The organism is Mycobacterium sp. ABE4_509 (assembly GCF_056160785.1).
The window spans coordinates 1-20,511 of sequence record NZ_JBSWXU010000100.1; the positions used below are offsets into that span (position 1 = coordinate 1).

14 protein-coding genes are annotated in these 20,511 nt (G+C 70.2%); 7 read left to right on the forward strand and 7 right to left on the reverse strand.

Features of this window, described 5'->3' with window-relative positions; translation table 11 throughout:
- Positions 1-278: 278 nt before the first annotated feature.
- On the forward strand, positions 279-422 hold the full coding sequence (locus ACXAID_RS19345) for a hypothetical protein (RefSeq protein WP_475023825.1): 144 nt from the start codon (positions 279-281) through the stop codon (positions 420-422).
- Positions 423-429: 7 nt separating this feature from the next.
- On the opposite strand, the gene ACXAID_RS19350 is transcribed toward ACXAID_RS19345, so the two are convergent.
- The 4 genes from ACXAID_RS19350 to otsB all read right to left on the reverse strand — a co-directional run bounded on the left by ACXAID_RS19350 (position 430) and on the right by otsB (position 8,081).
- Entirely contained in the window at positions 430-1,407 is a 978-nt protein-coding gene (locus ACXAID_RS19350) for a 1-phosphofructokinase family hexose kinase (RefSeq protein WP_475023826.1), read from the reverse strand.
- 31 nt (positions 1,408-1,438) lie between these two features.
- On the reverse strand, positions 1,439-3,484 hold the full coding sequence (locus ACXAID_RS19355) for an erythromycin esterase family protein (RefSeq protein ID WP_475023827.1): 2,046 nt from the start codon (positions 3,482-3,484) through the stop codon (positions 1,439-1,441).
- A 116-nt stretch (positions 3,485-3,600) separates the two neighbouring features.
- Positions 3,601-4,035, reverse strand: a complete 435-nt coding sequence (locus ACXAID_RS19360; protein ID WP_475023828.1) for a pyridoxamine 5'-phosphate oxidase family protein — start codon at positions 4,033-4,035, stop codon at positions 3,601-3,603.
- Positions 4,036-4,100: 65 nt separating this feature from the next.
- Positions 4,101-8,081, reverse strand: a complete 3,981-nt coding sequence (gene otsB, locus ACXAID_RS19365) for a trehalose-phosphatase (RefSeq protein WP_475023829.1) — start codon at positions 8,079-8,081, stop codon at positions 4,101-4,103.
- A gap of 202 nt (positions 8,082-8,283) precedes the next feature.
- Between otsB and ppsA the strand changes: the two genes are divergently transcribed.
- From ppsA to ACXAID_RS19380, 3 genes are all read left to right on the forward strand, one after another.
- Positions 8,284-10,569, forward strand: coding sequence for a phosphoenolpyruvate synthase (gene ppsA, locus ACXAID_RS19370; protein WP_475023830.1), 2,286 nt, complete (start codon positions 8,284-8,286; stop codon positions 10,567-10,569).
- 131 nt (positions 10,570-10,700) lie between these two features.
- Entirely contained in the window at positions 10,701-11,588 is an 888-nt protein-coding gene (locus tag ACXAID_RS19375; protein ID WP_475023831.1) for a universal stress protein, read from the forward strand.
- A gap of 86 nt (positions 11,589-11,674) precedes the next feature.
- Positions 11,675-12,661, forward strand: a complete 987-nt coding sequence (locus ACXAID_RS19380; protein WP_475023832.1) for an Acg family FMN-binding oxidoreductase — start codon at positions 11,675-11,677, stop codon at positions 12,659-12,661.
- A 304-nt stretch (positions 12,662-12,965) separates the two neighbouring features.
- Here the strand turns inward: ACXAID_RS19380 and ACXAID_RS19385 are convergent, their stop codons facing one another.
- Positions 12,966-14,663, reverse strand: coding sequence for a CocE/NonD family hydrolase (locus tag ACXAID_RS19385; RefSeq protein ID WP_475023833.1), 1,698 nt, complete (start codon positions 14,661-14,663; stop codon positions 12,966-12,968).
- A gap of 229 nt (positions 14,664-14,892) precedes the next feature.
- Between ACXAID_RS19385 and ACXAID_RS19390 the strand changes: the two genes are divergently transcribed.
- A complete protein-coding gene (locus ACXAID_RS19390; protein ID WP_475023834.1) occupies positions 14,893-16,269 on the forward strand; it encodes a hypothetical protein in 1,377 nt (458 codons plus the stop codon).
- Positions 16,270-16,327: 58 nt separating this feature from the next.
- Here the strand turns inward: ACXAID_RS19390 and ACXAID_RS19395 are convergent, their stop codons facing one another.
- Complete coding sequence (locus ACXAID_RS19395; RefSeq protein ID WP_475023835.1) at positions 16,328-17,110, reverse strand: universal stress protein; 783 nt, start codon at positions 17,108-17,110, stop codon at positions 16,328-16,330.
- 12 nt (positions 17,111-17,122) lie between these two features.
- Complete coding sequence (locus ACXAID_RS19400) at positions 17,123-17,731, reverse strand: Rv1733c family protein (protein WP_475023836.1); 609 nt, start codon at positions 17,729-17,731, stop codon at positions 17,123-17,125.
- A 210-nt stretch (positions 17,732-17,941) separates the two neighbouring features.
- Between ACXAID_RS19400 and ACXAID_RS19405 the strand changes: the two genes are divergently transcribed.
- On the forward strand, positions 17,942-19,879 hold the full coding sequence (locus ACXAID_RS19405) for a flavin-containing monooxygenase (RefSeq protein ID WP_475023837.1): 1,938 nt from the start codon (positions 17,942-17,944) through the stop codon (positions 19,877-19,879).
- A 1-nt stretch (position 19,880) separates the two neighbouring features.
- On the forward strand, positions 19,881-20,511 hold a 631-nt coding region (locus ACXAID_RS19410), incomplete at its 3' end, for an alcohol dehydrogenase catalytic domain-containing protein (RefSeq protein WP_475023838.1).

The following is a 20,511-nucleotide window of genomic DNA, read 5'->3' on the forward strand; positions in this document are numbered from 1 at the left end:
GCGCACCGCACCCGGCCACCGCCTGACGGCCCCGCCGCAACAGCGGACCCCCGGCGCGTCCGGCACGGTTGTCAGCCCCATCACAGCCGGCGGCTCCCCGCCCCTGCTGAGGGCGGCCGCAACTGCCGCCATGTAGCGGATATCACATGGTCAGGGTTGATTTACGCAGAATGAACAACCACCATCGTGGCGTTCCCCGGACTGGCGATCCCGGTCCAGACGGAACGCCATGAAGTACACCGTCCCCGCAACCCGGGGACAGACACAGGAGTTCAGAAATGTCCCTGATGCAGTTCCGCGACGATATGAAGCGCGCCGTGAACCGGCGTCGGCTCTACGCGCGGATCAACGCTCTGCCGGATTCCACGGTTCGCGACGAGCTGCTGGCCATCGCGCAGCGCCACGACGACCTGCAGCGCTGACGCTCGCTCAGTCGGCCAGCGCGTCGGCCCGCGCCGGTTCGCCGGCGCCGCCGAAGAACCGCTCGACGTCGGCGCGGTCGAACCGCGACGTCCCGGGGGTCAGCAGTTTCGCCGAGGCTGCCGCGATGCCGTAGCGCACCGCATCCGCCAGCGGCCAGCCGCGGATCAGCCCGACGGTGATCCCCGCGACCATGGCATCACCGGCGCCGACACCGCTGACCACCTGCACCGCAACTGCGCCGATCCGTTCCCACTCGGTCGCGGTGACCAGCAGCGCTCCGTCCGGCCCCAGCGACACCACCACGGCCTCGGCCACCCCGCGGTCGATGAGTTCGCGGGCGGCCGCGCACTGGTCGGCCGCGGTCGGCAACGGTAACCCGACAAGTTCGCGCAGTTCACGCACGCTGGGCTTGAGCAGGTACACCCCAGACGAGACCTGGTTCAGACCGCCCCCGGAGGTGTCCAGGATCAGCCGGGCGCCCAACTCGGCACAGATGTCGGCGACACGCTGATAGAAGTCGTGGGGCACACCCGGCGGCAGGCTGCCGCTGGCCACCACGAACTCCGCCGACTCGGCGGTGGCCCGCAACACCTCGAGGCACCGCGTCTGCTCGGCGGCGGTCAGCCGCGGACCGGGCAGCACGAACCGGTACTGCCTGCCCGAGCAGCGTTCGTTGACGGTGAAGCTCTCGCGGGTCGCCCCGCCGATCGGGACCGGGATGTTCGGCACGCCCGCCTCATCGATCAGATCGATCAGGCGGGCTCCGGTCAGCCCGCCGGCGGTGAACACCGCAGCCACCGCGCCGCCGAGGGCGTGGGTGAACCGTGCCACGTTCAGGCCGCCGCCGCCGGCGTCGTAGCGCTCGGAGTCACAGCGCACCTTGTGTGTCGGCCCAACCTCGCCCGCTTCGGCGGTGATGTCGAGAGCGGGGTTCATCGTCAGCGTGACGATCGGCGCCTGAACGGTCAGCGGTGATCGGCTCATGGGTGCGCTCTCCTGGGATCCTCCCGGCGCCTCACAGGCCGCTGGGATAGGTCTCGGGGGTTTCGCCGGCGATCCATCCGCTGGTCAGTTCGAGCGGCTCCAACGCGGTGGTGCGGTCGAGGTGGATGATCGCGTCGAACTGGTCGCCGGGCCGGACGTGGTAGTAGTGGCTCTGCCGTTCGGTGGCCGGCAGGTAGATGACCCCGATCGCCCGCCCCAGCCGAACGGCGTCCAGCGGTTCGGCGGCGGCGCGGCTGATCATCGGCGACACCAGGAATTCCGGCCGGCCGGTCTCGTGGAACAGTTCCTCGACGCTGCCGTTGAGCGCCGGGCGCACCACCTTGCGTTCGGCGAGCCCGCCCCATCGGCTGGCCGCCGTCACGGTGCCCTGGTAGGTGGTCAAGCCGATCAGCCTGCACGCTTGGCCGTGGCGTTCGCGCACGAGCTGGCCCAGGGTCAGCTGACCGTCGGCGCCCACCTCGGTCGCCCTGGCGTCGCCGACGTGGGAGTTGTGCGCCCACACCACGATCCGGGCCTGCTCGGCGCCGGGGTGCCGGTCCAGGTGGGCCAGCAGCGCGTCCAGGGTCTCGGCCATGTGCCGGTCGCGCAGGTTCCACGAGGACACCCGGGTGCCGAACATCGCCCGGTAGTAGCTCTCGGCATTGCGCACCGTCGCGGCGTTCTGCTGGGCGTAGAACAGTTCGTCCTCGGCGAGCAGACCGTCGCGCCGCGCGTATTCCAGTGCGTTGCGCTGCAGTTCGACCAGCTGCTCGACGGCCTGCCGCTCGCAGGACAGGCCGGCGCCGAACGCCGCGGCGTAGCCGTAGGCCTGACCGTCGTCGGCGGAGGTGTGGTCGAAGCAGGCGTAGCGCTCGCGGGCCCGCTGCGCGGCCGCCGGATCGAGGTTCTCCAGGTAGTCGATGACCTCGCGCATCGAGCGGTGCAGGCTGTAGAGGTCCAGCCCGTAGAAGCCGGCCTGCAGCCCGCCGGCGGCGTGCTGCCGCCCGTTGTGGTCGTGCAGCCAGTCCACGAAGTCGCGGACCGCGGTGTTGCGCCACATCCATGCCGGGAACCGCTCGAAACCGCCCAGCGCGGCGTCCGCCGATCCGTCGTCCCCCAACCCCCGCACGTAGCGGTTGACCCGGTACGCGTCGGGCCAGTCGGCCTCGACGGCCACTGCGCAGAAGCCCTTCTCCCGGATCAGCCACTGGGTGATCTCGGCGCGCGCCCGATAGAACTCGCTTGTGCCGTGCGAACTCTCACCGATCAGCACGATGCGGGCGTCGCCGACGATCTCCTCGAGGGCCTCCACCGGCGGTACCCCGCCCGGTGCGTCGACCGCGCAGCGCTCGATCACCTCGGCGGGCGTCTCGGCGAGCCGGATGGCCGCGGTCGCGATGCCCACGGTCGGGGTGGCCAGCAGCTCGCGCACCTCGTCGTCGCCGACCTGGCTGAAGTCCCAGAACGACTCTCCCACCGCGAGAAACGGGGTGGGCATCGACGCGCAGACGACGTCGTCGACGAGGCCGGCGAACTCACGACACGTCGACTCCGGGGCGGCGGGCACGGCGACGACGATCTCGGCGGGATCCATCTCGCGCAGCGCCTGCACGGCGGCGAACATGCTCGCACCGGTGGCCAGCCCGTCGTCGACGAGGATGACCGTCCGCCCGGCCAGGTCCAGCGGCGGGCGCCCGGCACGATAGACCGCTTCGCGGCGCTGCAGCTCGCGTCCTTCCCGCTCGGCGACCTCGCGCAACTGCTGCGGGGTCAGCCCCAGCGCCCGCACCACGTCGTCGTTGACGACCACCCGGCCGCCGCTGGCCAGTGCGCCCACCGCGAACTCCTCGTGACCGGGGGCGCCGAGCTTGCGGACGATGAAGGCGTCCAGCGGCGCACCGAGCGCGGCCGCCACCTCCCAGGCCACCGGCAGACCACCGCGGGCCAGGCCGAGCACGATCATGTCCGCCCTGCCGCGGTAGCCGCCGAGAAGTCCGGCGAGCACCCGGCCCGCCTCGCGCCGATCGCGGAAGATCCGACGGTCCGGGTCGCTGGATGTCCGTCGCGCTGTGGTCATCGTGCTACTCCGTTTCAGCGGTCGAGTACGTCGATGCGGTGACTCGCTGACATCCATCGCACGCCGACGGCGCGGCGCCCGCTAGGGCCCGAGGTCCCTATCGGGCGGGCCATCGGTCAGACCGGGCTGGACGCCCGATCGGGATGCGCGCCGAACACGAATCGCCTGCCGGTGACGCTGAGCGGCTTGATCCGCACGAAGTGCGGTTTCTCCGTCGCGGTCCAGGGCAGCAGGTGGGCGCGCTCCGCCTCGGCGATGTCCTCGTCGCTGCGCAGCGAGCGCGCCACGCCCTTGAGGATCACGCTCCAGCCCCGCGCGACGTCGTGGTCGTCGACCTCGAACAGGACGTGATTGTTGATCGCGGTGCTGATCAGCTTGGTGCCCTCAGCGGTGCGGAACAGGATCGTGCGGCGCTGGACGACGAAGTTGACCGGGAAGATCTCGGGTTCTCCGTCCGCGCTCGTGATCAGCCGCCCCAGCGTCACCTGGGACATGTGGTTCCAGCAGTCGGTCTCCGACATGATGGAGATCGGATGAGCGTCATCGGTCATGTGGCGACGATAATCCGTGAACCGCCCGCGTGATGCGGCACAAAGTCACTTTCTCACCATTACGCTTACGAGTGCTGGCCGGCGAAGGAGACCGAACTTCCCGCGACGAGAACCGCGGTCTCGCCGCGGCACTCCACGGTCACCGGCGGCGCGTCCCCGGGTTCCGCGCGCAGGGTGGCGCTGCGCCCGGAGACCTGCAGCCGCAGCCGGTGGCCGCGATAGCGGAAGGTGAACTCCAGCTTGCCCAGCGATTTCGGCCACAGCGGGCCCACGACGATCCGGTCCGACCGGATCTCCAGGCCGGTGAAACACCGTTGCAGCAGGTCGATGCTGCCCGCCATGGCGGCCAGGTGGATGCCCTCGGCGGTGGTGCCGCGCTGGATGTCGATGATGTCCGACGCCAGTGCCTGCGCGAAGTACTCCATGGCCTGGTGGCGGTTCCCGCGGGCCACCACCCAGGCGTGTACGACGTTGCTGAGCGTCGAACCGTGCGAGGTGCGCTGCTGGTAGTAGTCGATGGTCCTCGGGATCTGGTCAGGGGTGAAGCGGTAGCCCAGCCGGTCGAACAGCTCGTAGAGCTCGTCGGCCGAGAGCAGGAAGAACAGCATCAGCACATCGGCCTGTTTGGCCGCCTTGTAGTTGTTGACGCTGTCGTTCTCGGCCTCCAGGATCCGGTCGAGGCGCTGCAGGTCGTCGTACTTGCGGTGGTAGCCGTCCCAATCCAGCTCGGCGAGATCGTCGTAGCCCTCGAACTGGCTGATCACCCCGTCGTGGAACGGCACGTACATCCGGCGGCTGACATCTTCCCACTGCACCAGCTCTTCGTCGTCGATCCCGAGCGCCTCCAGCAGCGCCAGCCGGTAGTACATCGGCATCCGCTCGAGCGCCTCGAGTGCGCGCACGATCACCCAGACCGCCATCACGTTGGTGTAGGCGTTGTTGTCGATGCCGTCGTAGTCGCGGCCGGGATAGCCGGAGTGGAACTCGTCGGGGCCGATGACCCCGCGGATCACATACCGGTCGCGGGCACTGTCGAACTCGGCCAGGCTGACCCAGAACCGGGCGATCTCGGCGAGCATCTCGGCCCCGTAGTCGATGAGGAAGCCGATGTCGCCGGTCACCTGGTAGTGCTGCCAGACGTTGTAGGCGATGGCCAGCCCGATGTGGTGGGCCCGCGCGCTGGCGTCCGGGTTCCACCGCCCCGAGCGGGGATTCAGGTGCAGACGCTGGCTCTCCTCCCGGCCGTCGCTGCCCGACTGCCACGGGTACATCGCACCGGCGTGGCCGGCATCGCGGGCCGCGCGCTTGGCCTCGGGCAGCCGGCGGTAGCGGTACATCAGCAGAGCGCGGGTCACCTTGGGCAGGCGCAGGTTGGTCACCGGGAAGACGAACAGTTCGTCCCAGAAGATGTGGCCGCGATAGGCCTCGCCGTGCAGACCCCGGGCCGGGACGCCGACGTCGAGATCGGCGGTGTGCGGGGACACCGTGTTCAGCAGGTGCAGCTGGTGCAGCCGGATGAGGCGCAACAGGTCGGGGTCGTGGCCCATGTCGATGGTGAAGCGCTCCCACAGGTGCGCCCAGGCCAACCGATGGCCGCGTTCGACGTCGGCGAAGTCGCCGGTGCGGTTCAGCTCCCGCTCGGCTGCCACGCTCGGCCCCGAAATGGCGTGGTCGCGGCTGGTGAACACGGTGGCGATCTTCTCCAGGGTGACCGACTGTCCCTCGCCGATGTCCACGACGATCTCGTGGCCGGCGCGGCGTTCCTCGATGAGCGGGCGGATCGTCGCCGAGGCCGCGGCGCCGTCGTGCACCGTGTTGCGCATCGCGACGGCGATCTGGATCTTCGATTCCACGGTCTCGGCGGACAAGCCCACCGCTGCCGCCGCGCCGCCGTCGCTGCCGCCGTCGGGCAGCGGGTGCGCGCCGAGCACCCGCAGATGCCGTGACGAGAGCTGGCGGTACCGTGCCACACCGCTGTTGGTGACGTCCCCGTCGATCATCGACCGGAATTCCACCCGGCCCGACCAGTTCTGGGCCGCCACCGTGGTTTCCAGAGCCCCCACGTGCGGGCGGTGCATCGCGACGAGGCGCCGCTGGGTGACCCGGGTGCTCCGCCCGGCGGCGTCGCGCCACACGAAGTCGCGGGTCAGTGTCGCACGGCGCAGGTCGACGGTCGCCTGGTAACCGGTGACCTCGGCGGCGTCGATGTCGAACCATTCCCCGCCGTCGATGCGAAACGACACCGGCAACCAGTTCGGCAGGTTCACCAGGCTCTCGTTGTCGATCGTGACACCCGAGATCTCGTCGGTCAGGCGGTTGTAGACACCGGCGACGTAGGTTCCCGGATAGTGGTCTTCACCGGCAGCGCATTCCGGGGCCGCGCCACGCACGGCCATGTAGCCGTTGCCCATGGCGCACAGCGCTTCTCGCAGCCGCTCGGCGGCCCGCTGATAGCCGCCGAAGATCAGGGTCCACGGGTCGTTGGTGCTGTTCTGCTCGGCGGCCAGCTGCTCGGCCAGCCGGGTCAGGAACACGCACACCGCATCGGGATCCTCGAGGGCGAACCGAGCCGCCGAGCGGCGGTCCCCCGATTCGGCGCTGCGCACGGCCACCCCGATCCCTTTGTTGCGGATCGCGTCGAAGGCGTCCTCATCGGTCAGGTCGTCGCCGATGTAGATCGGCAGCATCAGCTCGTCGCCGTCGATCCGGTCGAGGATCCAGTCGACCGTTCTGCCCTTGTCCCAGTCGACGTCGGGCCGAACCTCGACGACCATCCGGCCGCCGGTGACCGGCAGGTTGTGCCGCTGACCCACGACCCGCACGGCGGCGATCACCTCGTTGACGCGCTCGGCGGCCACGTTGCGGTAGTGCACCGCCACCGAGAACCGCTTGTCCTCGACCAGGACGCCGTCGACGCCGGTCAGCCGGTCGCGGATTTCGTCGACCGCGGTTCGGAGGCCGTCGACCGCGGCGACACCGGCCTCGTTCTGGTGGTGGGAGCCGTCCGGGGCGACCAGTTCGAAGCCGTGGCTGCCGGCATACCAGAGGCCGGGGACGCCGACCCTGGCCCGGATGTCGGCCAGGCTGCGGCCGCTGATCACCGCGACCGGGCAGTGCGCGGCCAGCTCCCGCAGCATCTCCTCGGCCCCGGGCAGCAGCGTGGCCGCATCGGGGTCGTTGACGATCTCGGAGAGGGTGCCGTCGAAGTCCAGCAGCACCACCGGCCGGCGCGTCTCGGCCAGCGGGGCGATGTCACTGTAGGAGTCGAGCGCGTCGGCCAGCTCGGAGATCCTGCGGTGGGTGTCGCGCACCGTGAGGGACACCAGGTCGACGACCACGACGTCGGCGCCGCAGCGGCGTAGCTCGCCGTCGTGACCGATCCGGTCGACACCGATCACCAGACCGAATCCGCCGTCGCGCGCGGCCGCCATCCCCGCTTCGGCGTCGTCGACGACGACGCATCGGCGTGGCTGCACGCCGAGGCGGCTCACGGCTTCGCGCAGGATCACCGGGTAGGCCTCGGCCGCTGGGTCTTCCTGGCCGGCGACGGCGTCGACGACTACGTCGAAAAGCTCGGTGATGCCGCCGGCGGCGAGGATCCGGGCACAGTCGCAGCGGGATGCGAAGACCGCGGTGGCGATCCCGGCGTCGCGCAACCGCTGGATGAACTCGACGGTGGACTCGAAGACATGGACCCCGTGCTCGGTGAGCATGTCCGAGCACAGCTGCCGGGCGCGGTTCACCAGGCCGCCCACGGTGTCATCGCCGAGTTCGCCGCCGGTACCGGCCGCGGGGGTGATGCCGTGCGAGGCCAGGAATTCGGTGAGCCCCTGCGCTTCCGGGCGGCCGGCGAGGAACTTCTGGTAGTCGGCGTCGGTGAACCCGGCGGCGCCCTGGGCGTCGGTACCCCGACGCCGAGCCAGATGGTCGTTGAGCGTCGCCTTCCACGCCGCGGCGTGCAACGCGGCGATGTCGGCGACGACACCCTCGACGTCGCAGATCACCGCGTCGTGATACCGCGAGTCCACGAAGACCGGCAGCTTCATCGCCCACCCTCCTCAGTTGTGCTGTTCCATGACACCGAGCCGGACGGGTCGGCGAAAAGGGACTGAAGTCACCGTTCGGGGCTTTCCTTCAGCAGGGACGTCCATCAGGGACCTTGTGCCCTGGGCATCGGGGACGTTCGGCGAGCACGCTGTGGTCATCTGACAACTACGCCGGCCCGGGCCGAACGAACAAGGTGAGAGCATGGACATTCGAAGCAAAGAGGCTTACGTCCGCGACATCTCCGCGCTGACGATCTCCGACGCCGAGGAAGCCGGCGGCAAGGGCGCCAACATGGGCGAACTGGTCGCCGCCGGGCTACCGGTGCCTCCCGGTTTCGTGCTGCTGCGCGACTGCTACCGGGATTCGATGACCTCCGGCGGCGTCGAGGCCGAACTCAACGCGCTGCACCGCGAGGCGCTCGACACCGCGGCCGACACCGCGCATCTGACCCAGCTGTGTGAGCAGATGCAGAGCCTGGTGCACAAGGCGGGTGTCGAGGACGCGCTGCGCGGTGTGATTCTCGAGGCCTACCGGCGGCTGGGCTCCGGCCCCGGCACGGCGGTGGTGGCGGTGCGCTCGTCGGCGACCGGCGAGGACGGCGCCGACGCGTCGTTCGCCGGCATGAACGCCACCATCACCAACGTGGCCGGTGAGGACGGGCTGCTCGACGCGGTGACCCGCTGCTGGATGTCGCTGTTCAGCCCGCGGGTGATCACCTACCGCGCCAGCCGCGGGTTCACCGCCGACCCGGCCATGGCCGTGGTCGTGCAGCAGATGGTGAACTCGGAGAAGTCCGGCGTCGCCTTCACCGCGGACCCGAGCAACGGCGCTCAGGACCGGGTGGTCATCGAGGGGGCCTACGGCCTCGGCGAGGTCGTGGTGTCCGGTGAGGTCGAGCCGGACACCTACATCGTGGCCAAGGACACCCTGGCCCCGCTGGACGTGCGAATCGGCCACAAGGCCTTCAAGATCGTGCGCGGCCCGGACGGCCACGACACGAACGTCGACCTCGACGACGCGGTGGCCGATTCCCGGGTGCTCGACGAGACCGAGCTGCGCGCGGTCGCCGAGCTCGCGGTGGCCGCCGAGCGCCACAACGGGTCCCCGCAGGACACCGAGTGGGCCATCTCGGAGGGCCGGACATATCTGGTGCAGGCCCGGCCGATCACCACGCTCGGTCACACCACGCCGCCGTCGGCCGACAAGCACATCGTGCTGGCCCGCGGGCTGGCCGCCGCACCGGGGACGGCGTCGGGCAAGGTCCGGGTGCTGGAGTCGCCCGATGACGGGGTGCGGCTGCAGGCAGGCGAGATCCTCGTCGCGCAGATGACGAACCCGGACTGGCTGCCGACCATCCGCCGGGCGGCGGCGCTGGTGACCGACACCGGCGGAATGACCTGCCACGCCGCCATTGTGGCGCGTGAGCTGGGTGTGCCGTGCGTCGTCGGAACCCGCACCGCGACCCGCGACCTGCACGACGGCACCACCGTGACGGTGAACGGCGGCCGCGGCGAAGTGGTGTCCGGAGTCGTCGAGGCCGCGGTGTCGGCGACACCGCGGGAGGCCGTCGTCGCGGCCGCGCCCGTCGAGGTCACCGGCACCAAGGTGTATGTCAACCTGGCAATGCCGGAGACCGCCGAAAGCGTTGCCGCCCAGCCCGTCGACGGTGTCGGCCTGCTGCGTGCGGAGTTCATGCTGACCGAGGCGCTCGGCGGCAGGCACCCCCGCGACCTCATCGCACACGCCGAACAGGGGGTCCTGGTCGAGAAGATGGTGGCCTCGGTGGGCCGGATCGCGGCGGCGTTCGCTCCGCGCCCGGTGGTCTACCGGGCAACCGACTTCCGCAGCAACGAGTTCCGCGGTCTGCGCGGCGGTGAGGCCTACGAGCCCGAGGAGCACAACCCGATGATCGGGTACCGGGGCTGTTACCGCTACGTCAAGGAACCCGACCTGTTCGCCCTCGAACTCGAGGCGCTGGCCCGGGTGCGCGAGCAGTCGCCGAACGTGGCGCTGATGATTCCGTTCGTCCGCACCAAATGGGAACTCGAGGAATGCCTGTCGCTGGTCGACGCCAGCCCGCTGGGCCGGCAGCGGGGGCTGCACCGGTGGGTGATGGCCGAGGTCCCCTCGGTGATGCACTGGCTGCCCGAGTACATCGGGCTGGGCATCGACGGCGTGTCCATCGGCAGCAACGACCTCACCCAGCTGGTCCTCGGCGTGGACCGCGACTCCGATGTGTGCGCCGAGCTGTTCGACGAATCCGATGCCGCGGTGCTCGACGCGATCGGCCAGATCGTCAGCACCGCCCGCAGGTTCGGCATCACCTCGTCGCTGTGCGGTCAGGCGCCCTCGACGAAACCCGCGTTCGCCGAGCATCTCGTGCGGATGGGAATCACCTCGGTGTCGGTGAATCCCGATGCCGCCGCCTCGGCCCGCCGGGTCATCGCGGCGGCCGAGCGGCGGCTGCTGCTCGAATCCGCCAGGTGACCCCCGAATCGGGCAATGTCGTATTTGCGCGTACGTCAACGGGTTAATGTGTGACGAGGTGAGCGTGCTCCGATCGCCGGTTTGTGGGTAACTGCTGGCGCGGTCGCTCGACCCGACGCGCAGGAGGGGGTATGGCGAAGTCTGCCACCGGGCACGGCATCCTGGTCGGCGTCGACGGATCCGACGAGTCACTGGCCGCCGCGGCCTGGGCGGCGCAGGAGGCGGTGCTGCGCAGCTGTCCGGTCACCCTGATGCACGTCGTCTCCCCCATGGTGGCCACCTGGCCCATCGAGTCCCTCGAATACAGCTATGCCGAGTGGCAGGACTCCAACGCCCAGCGGGTGATCGAGCGGGCACAGCGCGCGCTGTGCACCGCCCTCGGCGACATCGTCCCGCCTCCGGCGCGCGCGCAGATCACCCACGACGGAATCGTGCCGGAGTTGAGCGCGGCCTCGGCGGACGCGTCACTGCTCGTGCTGGGCAGCCGGGGACTGGGGCCGATCGGCGGGCTGGCGCTGGGCTCGGTCAGCCGCAGCCTGCTGCACCATGCCCGGTGCCCGGTCGCGGTCGTCAAGGCCGGACCGGCCAGCGCACGCGACACCAATCTGCCGGTGCTGCTCGGGGTGGACGGTTCGCCGCACTCGGAGTCGGCCACCGCGTTCGCCTTCGACGAGGCTGCGCGCCGCGGTGTCGCGCTGGTCGCGCTGCACGCCTGGTGCGATGTCGGCGTGTTCGGGCTTCCCGGGACGGACTGGGAGGCCCACCAGGCCCAGGGCCAGGAGATCCTGTCGCAACGTCTCGGCGGCTGGCGGGAGAAGTACCCCGGTGTGGAGGTGCGCCGTCAGGTCGTCTGCGACCGGCCGGCGCGCTGGCTCATCGACGAGTCCAAGAGCGCGCAACTGGTGGTCGTCGGCGCGCGGGGCCGCGGCGGCATCACCGACATGCTGCTGGGCTCGGTCGCGACCGCGGTGGCCGAGACGTCCCCGACGCCGGTGGTGGTGGTCCGCGGCACCGTCTGACCGGCCGCCGGCGCGCCGGTGAGGACCATTGACCCTGGCCTGCGCCGCGCCGACGGACAAGACTGGAGGTGACGAAGGAGGTTGACATGCGTTACGCCGTCGTCGACGCAGACGTGATCTCAGCAGCGGTGGGGTTGGCGTGCCGCGCCCCCTCACTGCACAACAGCCAGCCGTGGCGCTTCATCGCCGAGGGCGACGCGATCCATCTGTTCCTGGACGCGCAGCGCGCGCCGCGCTACACCGACACCACCGGCCGCGAGGCACTGTTCAGTTGCGGCGCGGTGCTCGATCACCTCCGGGTGGCGATGGCCGCCGCCGGGTGGCGCGCCCATGTGGAGCGGTTCCCCAACCCGAACAACCCCGAACATCTGGCGTCGCTGAGCTTCAGCCCGATGGAGTTCGTGACCGAGGGCCACCGCCACCGCGCCGAGGCGATCGCGGTCCGCCGGACCGACCGGCTGCCGTTCGCCGCGCCGCCGGACTGGGAGGCGTTCCTGCAGCGCCTGGGCGCCACCCTGGATTCGGTGTGGACCCGCGTCGACGTCGTCGCCGACGAGTTCCGGCCGCAGCTGGCCGAGGCGTCCCGGATGACCCGGTCGCTGCGCCTCTACGATTCGCCCTACCACGCCGAGGTGGTCGGCTGGACGACTGATCTCGCTGTCACCGAGGGCATTCCGAAGAGTTCGCTGATCTCGGCGGCCGAGACCGACCGGGTGGAGCTCGGGCGCAGCGACTTCCCGAAGGTGGCCGGCGAGGACCGCCGCGCCGATGTCGGCGCCGACCACGCCAAGGTGCTGGTGTTGTCGACCTACGACGACAATCGGGAGGCCATGCTGCGCTGCGGGGAGCAGCTGTCGGCAGCGCTGCTGGACGCGACGATGGCCGGACTGGCGACGTGCACGCTGACCCACATCACCGAGGTTCCCGCGAGCCGCGAGATGGTCACCGCGATGGTGGGCCGGGATGCCACCCCGCAGATCCTGATCCGGGTGGGTCAGGCGCCGGGCACCGACGATCCCGTCCCGCCCACTCCACGCCGCCCGGTCGACGAGGTCCTCGTATTCAGCGACTAGTGATCCGGCTGATTTTGATCTGGTGGGAGGGTGCGTCGGCAGCGCGGCTGCGCACCACCTCTTGCTCGTGCTGGCAGTGAGATCGACACCACGGCTGTGGGGTGAAGCCACTCTCAGGAAATCGCAGCCATGGCGTCGATCTGGCCCACAGCACCACAAGGCGACCCCGGCAGGGGACAAGACCCCCGGCAGGGCGGCCCTGCCCTGTACGTCCTGGCGGGAACGGCGCCGACGGCGTTTCCGCTCACCTGCGCGATCGGGGGCCACGCCACTGGACCTACCAGATCGAAACGCAGACAGACCACTAGGTTGCCGAACCGTTTTCGGGCACCTCGGGGATCAGGAGATGTGCGGCCCGCCCGGGACCCCAGTGCAGGGTCGTCCGCCCCCGCGGTGACCGCGCGTATCGCGAGGGCAGCGAACCGTACAGCGGGTTGGCCGGCGCCAGCCAGCGCGCGGCGACGATCAGGCGTAGCTGCTCGCCCGAGCGGAACAGCGTGGCCGACGGGCCGAGCGCGACATCGACGGCGACGACCTCGCCCGTGCGCAGCGGGCGGGGGTCGGTGCAGGTCGGCACCGGCTCCCACGGGTGAGAGAGCCCTTCGTCGAGTCCGCGCAGCGACGCCCGCTGCCAGCCGGTGGCCACCCGGTCGCGTCCGTAGCCGTAGGACCCCTCGAACGGCACGAATCGTCCCCGTCGCCACTTCTCCACACCGACGAAGAGGTTCACGTCCGCGCAGCCCTCGGCCTGCAGCCACAGCCGTGCACTCATCGGCCCGGTGATCTCGATGTCCTCGTCGAAGTCCCAGGTGAAAGCCGCGGCGCGCGAACGATTGTCGAACGACACGCTGCCGGGCGTCGCGGGCGCGTCGGCTGTGAGTGCGCCGAGGGAGTTCAGATACAGTGGCCGCCACCGGGTCCGCTCCAGCGGCCATTCCGATTCCTCGCGGATCTCGTGGACGGTGGTGGCGTCTTCGCGCACCTCGAGTCGCACGGAGCGGGCCGGGGGTGCGCCGTCGAGGACCTGCCGGATGAAGCGCAGCTGCTCGGCTCGCGCGTCCTCGGAGTAGAAGGTCGTCCATTTGCCGCCGCGGTGGGTGTAGAGCCGGGCGACGGCACTCGATGACGCGGTGAACGCGCGCAGGGATCCGCGGCTGTGCAGTGCCTGGTCGGAGAAGCTGCCGCAGACCAGCATCGGCACCTGGATACGGGTCAGGTCGGGGGTCAACGACTGCCACAGCGCGTCACGCAGCGGATGCCGGCGTTGGACCACCGCGAGATCGTAGGCCTGCCGGACGGTCCGGCGGATCATGGTGCCCCAGACCCGCATGAAGCCCGTTTCCCGCACCCCGCCGGGAAGCGCGAAATCCCGGTAGGCGTCGGTGAACCCCTCCCAGGGAATGATGGCCCGCAGGCCCGGCGGCTGTTGGGCGGCCGCGGCGTACTGCGTGATGGCGAGGTAGGACACGCCCAGCATGACGACCCGGCCGTCGCTCCAGGACTGCCGCGCCGCCCACTCGACGACGTCGTGACAGTCGCGTCCCTCCTGCGGCGACAGCAGCTGCGCGGTTCCCTCCGACGTGCCGCAGCCCCGCAGGTCGGCGTTGACCACGACGAACCCCTGCGCTGCCCACCAGGCGGGATCCGGCGCCTCCCAGCCGGTCAGCGAGGAAAACCGCACCGGCGCGGGTTGCCGCAGGATCCGGTACTGCAGCGAATAGCGCCAGCGACCCGCCCGTCGCCGGGGCAGGTGGTCCTTGCCGTACGGATGGATGCACAGGACGACAGGCCTGCGCGCATCGCCCGGGAGTCGAAACACGTTCGCCCGCAATATCACCCCGTCGCGTGTCGGCACCGCGACGTCACGCTCGTCGACGAGGTCCGCGGGCGGCTCGTACACCTCGACGGGCGGTCGGATGACACCTCGGATACGTGCCGATGCGTAGCGCAGCCGACCCGGCCGGCGCCACGGACGGTCCAGTGCCTCAGCGGTGACCCTCACGACGGTCAAGAGTACGACCCGACCGGACTTCGGACGTCGGCCAGAAGCGGCAACGAGCAGGACCCGGGGTGGGCGAGCAGGCCGGCGTCTCCAGCGTTTCTCCCGACATTCTCCACGAAATCTTCATGTCCGATGGTGTGCTGGATCACTACCGTGGCGGTCCTCAGCAACGTTCGCTGAGCACGTGTGCCGGAGCGCAACAGCTCCCCCAGATGCCGAGGAGCGATGAATGTCCCAAACGTGTCCCGCTGGATCGCGCCGGTTCCCGCATCGCCGAGGTCTGGCGCTGGGGTTCGCCTCCACCGGAGTTGCGCTGGTGACCGCCACGGCCATTGCGGTCACACCGGTGACCCCGCCGGCGCCCGGAATCCGCACCGCGTCGCTGGCGGTGGCGCCCACCACGACGTTCTCGGAGCTGGTGGACAACACCGCCGCGAGCTTGGACGTGCTGCTCCCCGACCTCGCCGACGACCGATTCGCGTTGATCGGTCAGGTCGCCGGGAACGCCCTTGCCAGTGGCCAGGACATCTTCGGATCGGTTGCCGACATCGCCCAGGGCATTCTCGACTACCTCCGCGAACTGCCGGCCACCGCGGCCCAGACAGTCGAACTGCTGCGCAGCGGCAACGCCACCCTGGTGCAGTTGCTCGCGGTCGTGGGCATTCCGGCGCTCCCCATCGCGATCGCCTCGGCACAGTTGTTCAACGCCGTGGTGGGTGCAGCGCAGAATACGGTCCAGAACGTCGCCAATGTGATCGGCGTTTTCACCGTGGCCAACCTGGCCAACCTGGCGGTGTCGCTGGCCTCACCGGCGCTCGCGACGGTAGTGGCCACCAAGCGCGCGGTTGACGAGGTGATCGGTGCGATGTTCGGCGACGATGCCAGCCTTCGGGCGACGGCACGTGCCCTCATCCAGTTCACCCCGACCGTCGTCGACGGGTTCCTCAACGGCGTCGACCTCGAAGCGGAGATCACCATCCCGCTGCCCGGTCTACTGCCCGACGCGACCGTCAGCGGCAGCATCGGCGGGCTGCTGAGCACCGGCGACTTCCAGATCCAGTTCGGCATCCGGGAAACCACGATCACTATCGACGGCGGGGGGCCCATCTCGGGTATCAACACCTTCGCCAATCTGCTCGCCGAGGCCATCCGGCCCGAGCCGGAGACCGAACCTGAACAGACCGAGGTCGCGGCCGCCACCGTACCCGCCGCCGAGAGCACCGACGGTGACGAGGGCCCGGGCCGCCTCGTTCCGGCGCGGCTGCGGGAGAGGCTGGCGACCCGCCGCGAGGAGGCCGAGGCAGCCGGGGGCAGCGGCACCACCGTCGGCTCTACCGACACCGGACCCGTGGCCGACACCGGACCCGTGGCCGACACCGAACCCGTGGCCGACACCGACACCGAGGCCGACACCGACACCGAGGCCACACCCGACACCGTGGCTGACGCCGACGCCGACACCGACGCCGACGCCGACAGTGATTCCGAGACGACCGAGGCTTCCGAGTCTTCCGGCACCTCCGGGAAGCCTGGAATTCGCAACAACACAGCGGACAAGGGCGGGGCGAACAAGGGTGGGTCCAAGCGATCCGCCAAGCGGAAGTAGGCCATCTCGGCGGCGTCGCGACAGCCATGCGCCGGGCCGAGCCGTCAAGCCGACGCGCTCACCCGCGTACGACCAGCACCGAGCAGTCCGGGTATCCGTGGATCGGATGGCAGTTCGGCATTCGCGTCGAGGTCAGTGTCGCGGCGTCGTCGGGCCCGATCACCGCGAGCGCGATCCGCTGTTCGGGTTCGGCGCAGGGGCGGTAGCTGCGCACCCCGGCGCCGTCGGTGACGACCTCGACGTGGACGTCGGGAAAGCGCCGGACCCAGCTGTCGGTGCGCTGGTCGATCTGGCGCACGGTGGCCCGGCGCAGTCGCCCCTCGCGCATGGCCGCGTGCACCACTTCGTCGTTGGCGGCTTCGTCGGACAGCACCACCGACACCACGCCGTCGGTCCGCGGCGTGCCGTCGGCACGGCTGCGGATGATCGCGACGGGGCCGGTAGCCCGCTCGATCAGCGCGGCCGCGACGGGGCCGAACAGCGCCGACTCGTCGAAGGTCCGCGCCCGGGACCCGAGGCAGACCATCGCCGCGCGACGGGATTCGCAGGCCAGCACCGCGGCGGGGTCGCCGCAGGCATGGCTGGTCTCGACCCGCACCGACCGCTCCGCCTGCCGGGCTACGTCTTCGGCGTGTTCGAGCACCGCATCCGGCGCCAGGCCGCAGGCCGCGTCACCGTCTGCGGCCGGTTGCGGGGCCCCGGTGGTCACGTGCACCAGGCGCAGCGGCACATCGCGATCCACCGCCTCGGCGGCGGCCCATGCCACCGCATTGAACGCGGCGTGCGAACCGTCGACACCGACGACGACACATCGGTTCGGGCTCTGGGTGTGTGAGGCCATCTCGGCACCTCCTCAGGCGTTGCGGTTGGTTCGCCCACCTTCGTCACCGGTGTCACCGAAGTGCCCGCCGGTCAGGCCGTGGAGTTCGCGGTCCCAGGCGTCGTATCGGGCGCGGTCCAACCGGGTGCGCGCCACAGCCCATCCGGCGACCCCGGCGCCGACCACCACCAGCCAGCCGCTCAGGGCGACCACGACCGCCTGGCTGACCGCGTCGTCGTCGGTGAGCGGTTCCGGGACCCGGCGCCCGGCCCGGTCCACCCAGATGGTGAGGTGGTCACCGGCATGCAGGGAGGTGGTGCGCAGTTCGTCGTCGTGGGTGGTGCCGCCGAACTCCCAGTGGATCCGGGTGCGCGCCGAGTCGGACACCTGGGAGGTCGACACGCTGTCCGCGGCGACGGTGGCCGCCACTTCGGTGCGGTTACTGCGCTGGACGCTGTAGGTGTGCGCCAGGTCGTCACGAACCGCCGTCGCGACCGCGCCCGCTATCGGTATCGCCAGCACGGCCACCAGGAACGCCAGCAGGATCGTTGCGGTTTCCACCCGGTCGCTGCGGCGCACCAGCGGATTTCGTCCCAGCAGCCGCTGCATCCAGACGCCGAATCTGAGGGTGAAGTTCTGCATGGCCGACTCCGTGGACGGACCCACCGGACCCTCCGGTGTGACTGGTCCTTCCTCCGATCCTGGTCTCCGCTGCGGGCACGGCACAGAGCCAAAGGTCCCGTTTTCGCCGGATTTCTCCGGAAGGGACGGACCGGCCCGGAAACGGGCATTGAGCCCCCCGGGCCGCCCCGATACGCTACTTCTAGTAGCGTAATGACGAAAGGGTAGCCGGTGACGAGGACGTTTCACTCGGGACAGCCCTTCTCCACCCCGACGAGCGAGATCGCCGCGGCGTTGGAGGAGGTCAGCATCCCCACCTTGCTGTTGTCGATGGTCCACCTCACCGGTGACCCACGATTCATCCGCGAGTTCGCCCAAGCCGGCCTGTTCCTCAACGAGATCCAGGGCTTCATGAGCGAGGAGGACAAGCAGCGCGCCCGCGCCGCGGCTCTGCCCGCGATCGTCGACTACCGAGACCGCGGCTGCCCACCACCCGCCCCGCTTCCGGAAGACCTGGTCAAGGAGATGCTGGACTGGGCGGCCGCCGAACCGGTCGACGATGCGAACCTCCCCCTCGTCCTCGAGGAGCTCGATCTCGACGGCGCCGATCCGCGCCGCCCCGCGGCCCTGGATCCGTCGCGGGTGGACGGGTTCGGCGCCATCGTGATCGGCTGCGGCGAGTCCGGCATACTGGCCGGGATCCGGCTCCGGCAGGCCGGAGTGCCGTTCGTCATCATCGAGAAGAACAGCGGTCCGGGCGGAACATGGTGGGAGAACACCTATCCCGGCGCGCGGGTGGACGTCGCCAACCACCTGTACTGCTACAGCTTCGAGCCCAGCAACCACTGGCAGCACTTCTTCGCCGAGCAGCCCGAGCTCGCGGCCTATTTCGACGATGTGATGCACCGGCACGACCTCGGCGACCACGTCCGGTGGAACACCGAGGCGGTGTCCGCCGCCTGGGACGACGACGCCGGCGCCTGGACGGTGACGGTGCGCACCGGTGCGGGCACCGAAACGCTGACCGCGACAGCGCTGATCACCGCGGTCGGCCAGCTCAACCGTCCCCAGCTGCCCGATCTACCCGGCCGGGACACCTTCGCCGGGCCGTCGTTCCACTCGGCGCACTGGGATCACGACGTCGACCTCACCGGAAAACGCGTCGCTCTGGTCGGGGCCGGGGCCAGCGGTTTCCAGATCGCACCCGCGATCGCCGACAGGGTCGCTCACCTCGACGTCTTTCAACGCACCGCCCAGTGGATGTTCCCCAATCCGATGTACCACGACCGGGTGCCCGACGGCGTGCGATGGGCGATGGAGCACCTGCCCTACTACGCGCGCTGGTACCGCTTCCTGCTGTTGTGGCCCGGCGCGGACAAAGGGCTCGACGCCGCACGCGTCGACCCCGACTACGCCGACCAGGCCAACGCGGTCAGCGAGATCAACGCAATCGCCCGGGTGATGTTCACCGAGTGGATCACCAGCCAGGTCGGCGACGACCCGGACCTGCTGGCCCGGGTGGTACCGGACTATCCGGCGACCGGCAAACGCACCCTGCAGGACAACGGGAGCTGGCTGGCCACGCTCAAACGTCCCGACGTGGACCTGGTCCGCACCCCCATCGACCGGGTGACCGACGACGGCATCGTCACCACCGACGGCCAGACCCACGACGCCGACGTCATCGTCTACGCCACCGGATTCCGTGCCACCGACCTGCTGGCCCCCATCACGATCACCGGACGTGACGGCGCCGATCTGCACCGGCAGTGGGGTCAGCGGCCTGCCGCCTACCTCGGGATCACGGTGCCGAACTTCCCGAACCTGTTCATGATGTACGGACCGGGCACCCACCTGGCACACGGCGGAAGCCTGATCATGCACTCCGAACTACAGATGCGCTACATCAACTCCTGCATCGCTCATCTGATCGACAGCGGAGCGGTCTCGATGGAGCCGCTGCCCGGCCCGACCGGGGAATGGCACCGCCGCACCCAGGATCAGATCACCAAGACGGTGTGGGCGCACCCGTCGATCGCACACTCGTATTTCAAGAACGCCGACGGCGAGATCCACACCGTCAGCCCGTGGCGACTGTGCGAGTACCGGGCCGCCCTGCAGGACCCCGACTGGTCGCAGTTCCTGGTCCGCACCCGCGAGGCGGTCTGACATGCGCGCGGTGGTGGTCGACGGCACCGGCCGGATCAGTGTCGAGCAGCGCACCGACCCGGTGCTCCCGGGCCCGGACGGCGCGATCATCGAGGTGACGGCCACCTCCATCTGCGGCTCGGACCTGCATTTCCTCGAGGGGCACTACCCGGTGGCCGAGCCGGTCGCGCTCGGCCACGAAGCGATCGGCCGGGTGGTCGAAACCGGTCCGGAGGTCACCGCTTTCGCGGTCGGCGACCGGGTGCTGGTGTCCTCGGTGGCCGGCTGCGGACGATGCGCCGGCTGCCGGACCGAGAACCCGGTCATGTGCGTGGCAGGCCCTCAGATCTTCGGGTCGGGCCTGCTCGGCGGCGCACAGGCCGACCTCCTCGCGGTGCCTGCCGCCGATTTCCAGCTGCTCGCGATCCCTGACGGGATCACCACCGAGCAGGCGTTGCTGCTGACCGACAACCTGGCGACCGGCTGGGCTGCCGCCAAACGGGCCGACATCCCGATCGGCGGCAGCGTCGCGGTCATCGGCGCCGGCGCGGTCGGCCAGTGCGCCCTGCGCAGCAGCTTCGCTCTCGGGGCCGCCCAGGTTTTCGCGGTCGACCCGGTCGAACAGCGCCGGGACCGGGCGGCCGCGGTGGGGG

What these genes read in the sequence shown, in the direction of transcription:
- ACXAID_RS19345 (WP_475023825.1), top strand. Translation starts at nt 279, where the DNA reads ATGTCCCTGATGCAGTTCCGCGACGATATGAAGCGCGCCGTGAACCGG.
- ACXAID_RS19350 (WP_475023826.1), bottom strand. Translation starts at nt 1,407, where the DNA reads ATGAGCCGATCACCGCTGACCGTTCAGGCGCCGATCGTCACGCTGACG.
- ACXAID_RS19355 (WP_475023827.1), bottom strand. Translation starts at nt 3,484, where the DNA reads ATGACCACAGCGCGACGGACATCCAGCGACCCGGACCGTCGGATCTTC.
- ACXAID_RS19360 (WP_475023828.1), bottom strand. Translation starts at nt 4,035, where the DNA reads ATGACCGATGACGCTCATCCGATCTCCATCATGTCGGAGACCGACTGC.
- otsB (WP_475023829.1), bottom strand. Translation starts at nt 8,081, where the DNA reads ATGAAGCTGCCGGTCTTCGTGGACTCGCGGTATCACGACGCGGTGATC.
- ppsA (WP_475023830.1), top strand. Translation starts at nt 8,284, where the DNA reads ATGGACATTCGAAGCAAAGAGGCTTACGTCCGCGACATCTCCGCGCTG.
- ACXAID_RS19375 (WP_475023831.1), top strand. Translation starts at nt 10,701, where the DNA reads ATGGCGAAGTCTGCCACCGGGCACGGCATCCTGGTCGGCGTCGACGGA.
- ACXAID_RS19380 (WP_475023832.1), top strand. Translation starts at nt 11,675, where the DNA reads ATGCGTTACGCCGTCGTCGACGCAGACGTGATCTCAGCAGCGGTGGGG.
- ACXAID_RS19390 (WP_475023834.1), top strand. Translation starts at nt 14,893, where the DNA reads ATGTCCCAAACGTGTCCCGCTGGATCGCGCCGGTTCCCGCATCGCCGA.
- ACXAID_RS19395 (WP_475023835.1), bottom strand. Translation starts at nt 17,110, where the DNA reads ATGGCCTCACACACCCAGAGCCCGAACCGATGTGTCGTCGTCGGTGTC.
- ACXAID_RS19400 (WP_475023836.1), bottom strand. Translation starts at nt 17,731, where the DNA reads ATGCAGAACTTCACCCTCAGATTCGGCGTCTGGATGCAGCGGCTGCTG.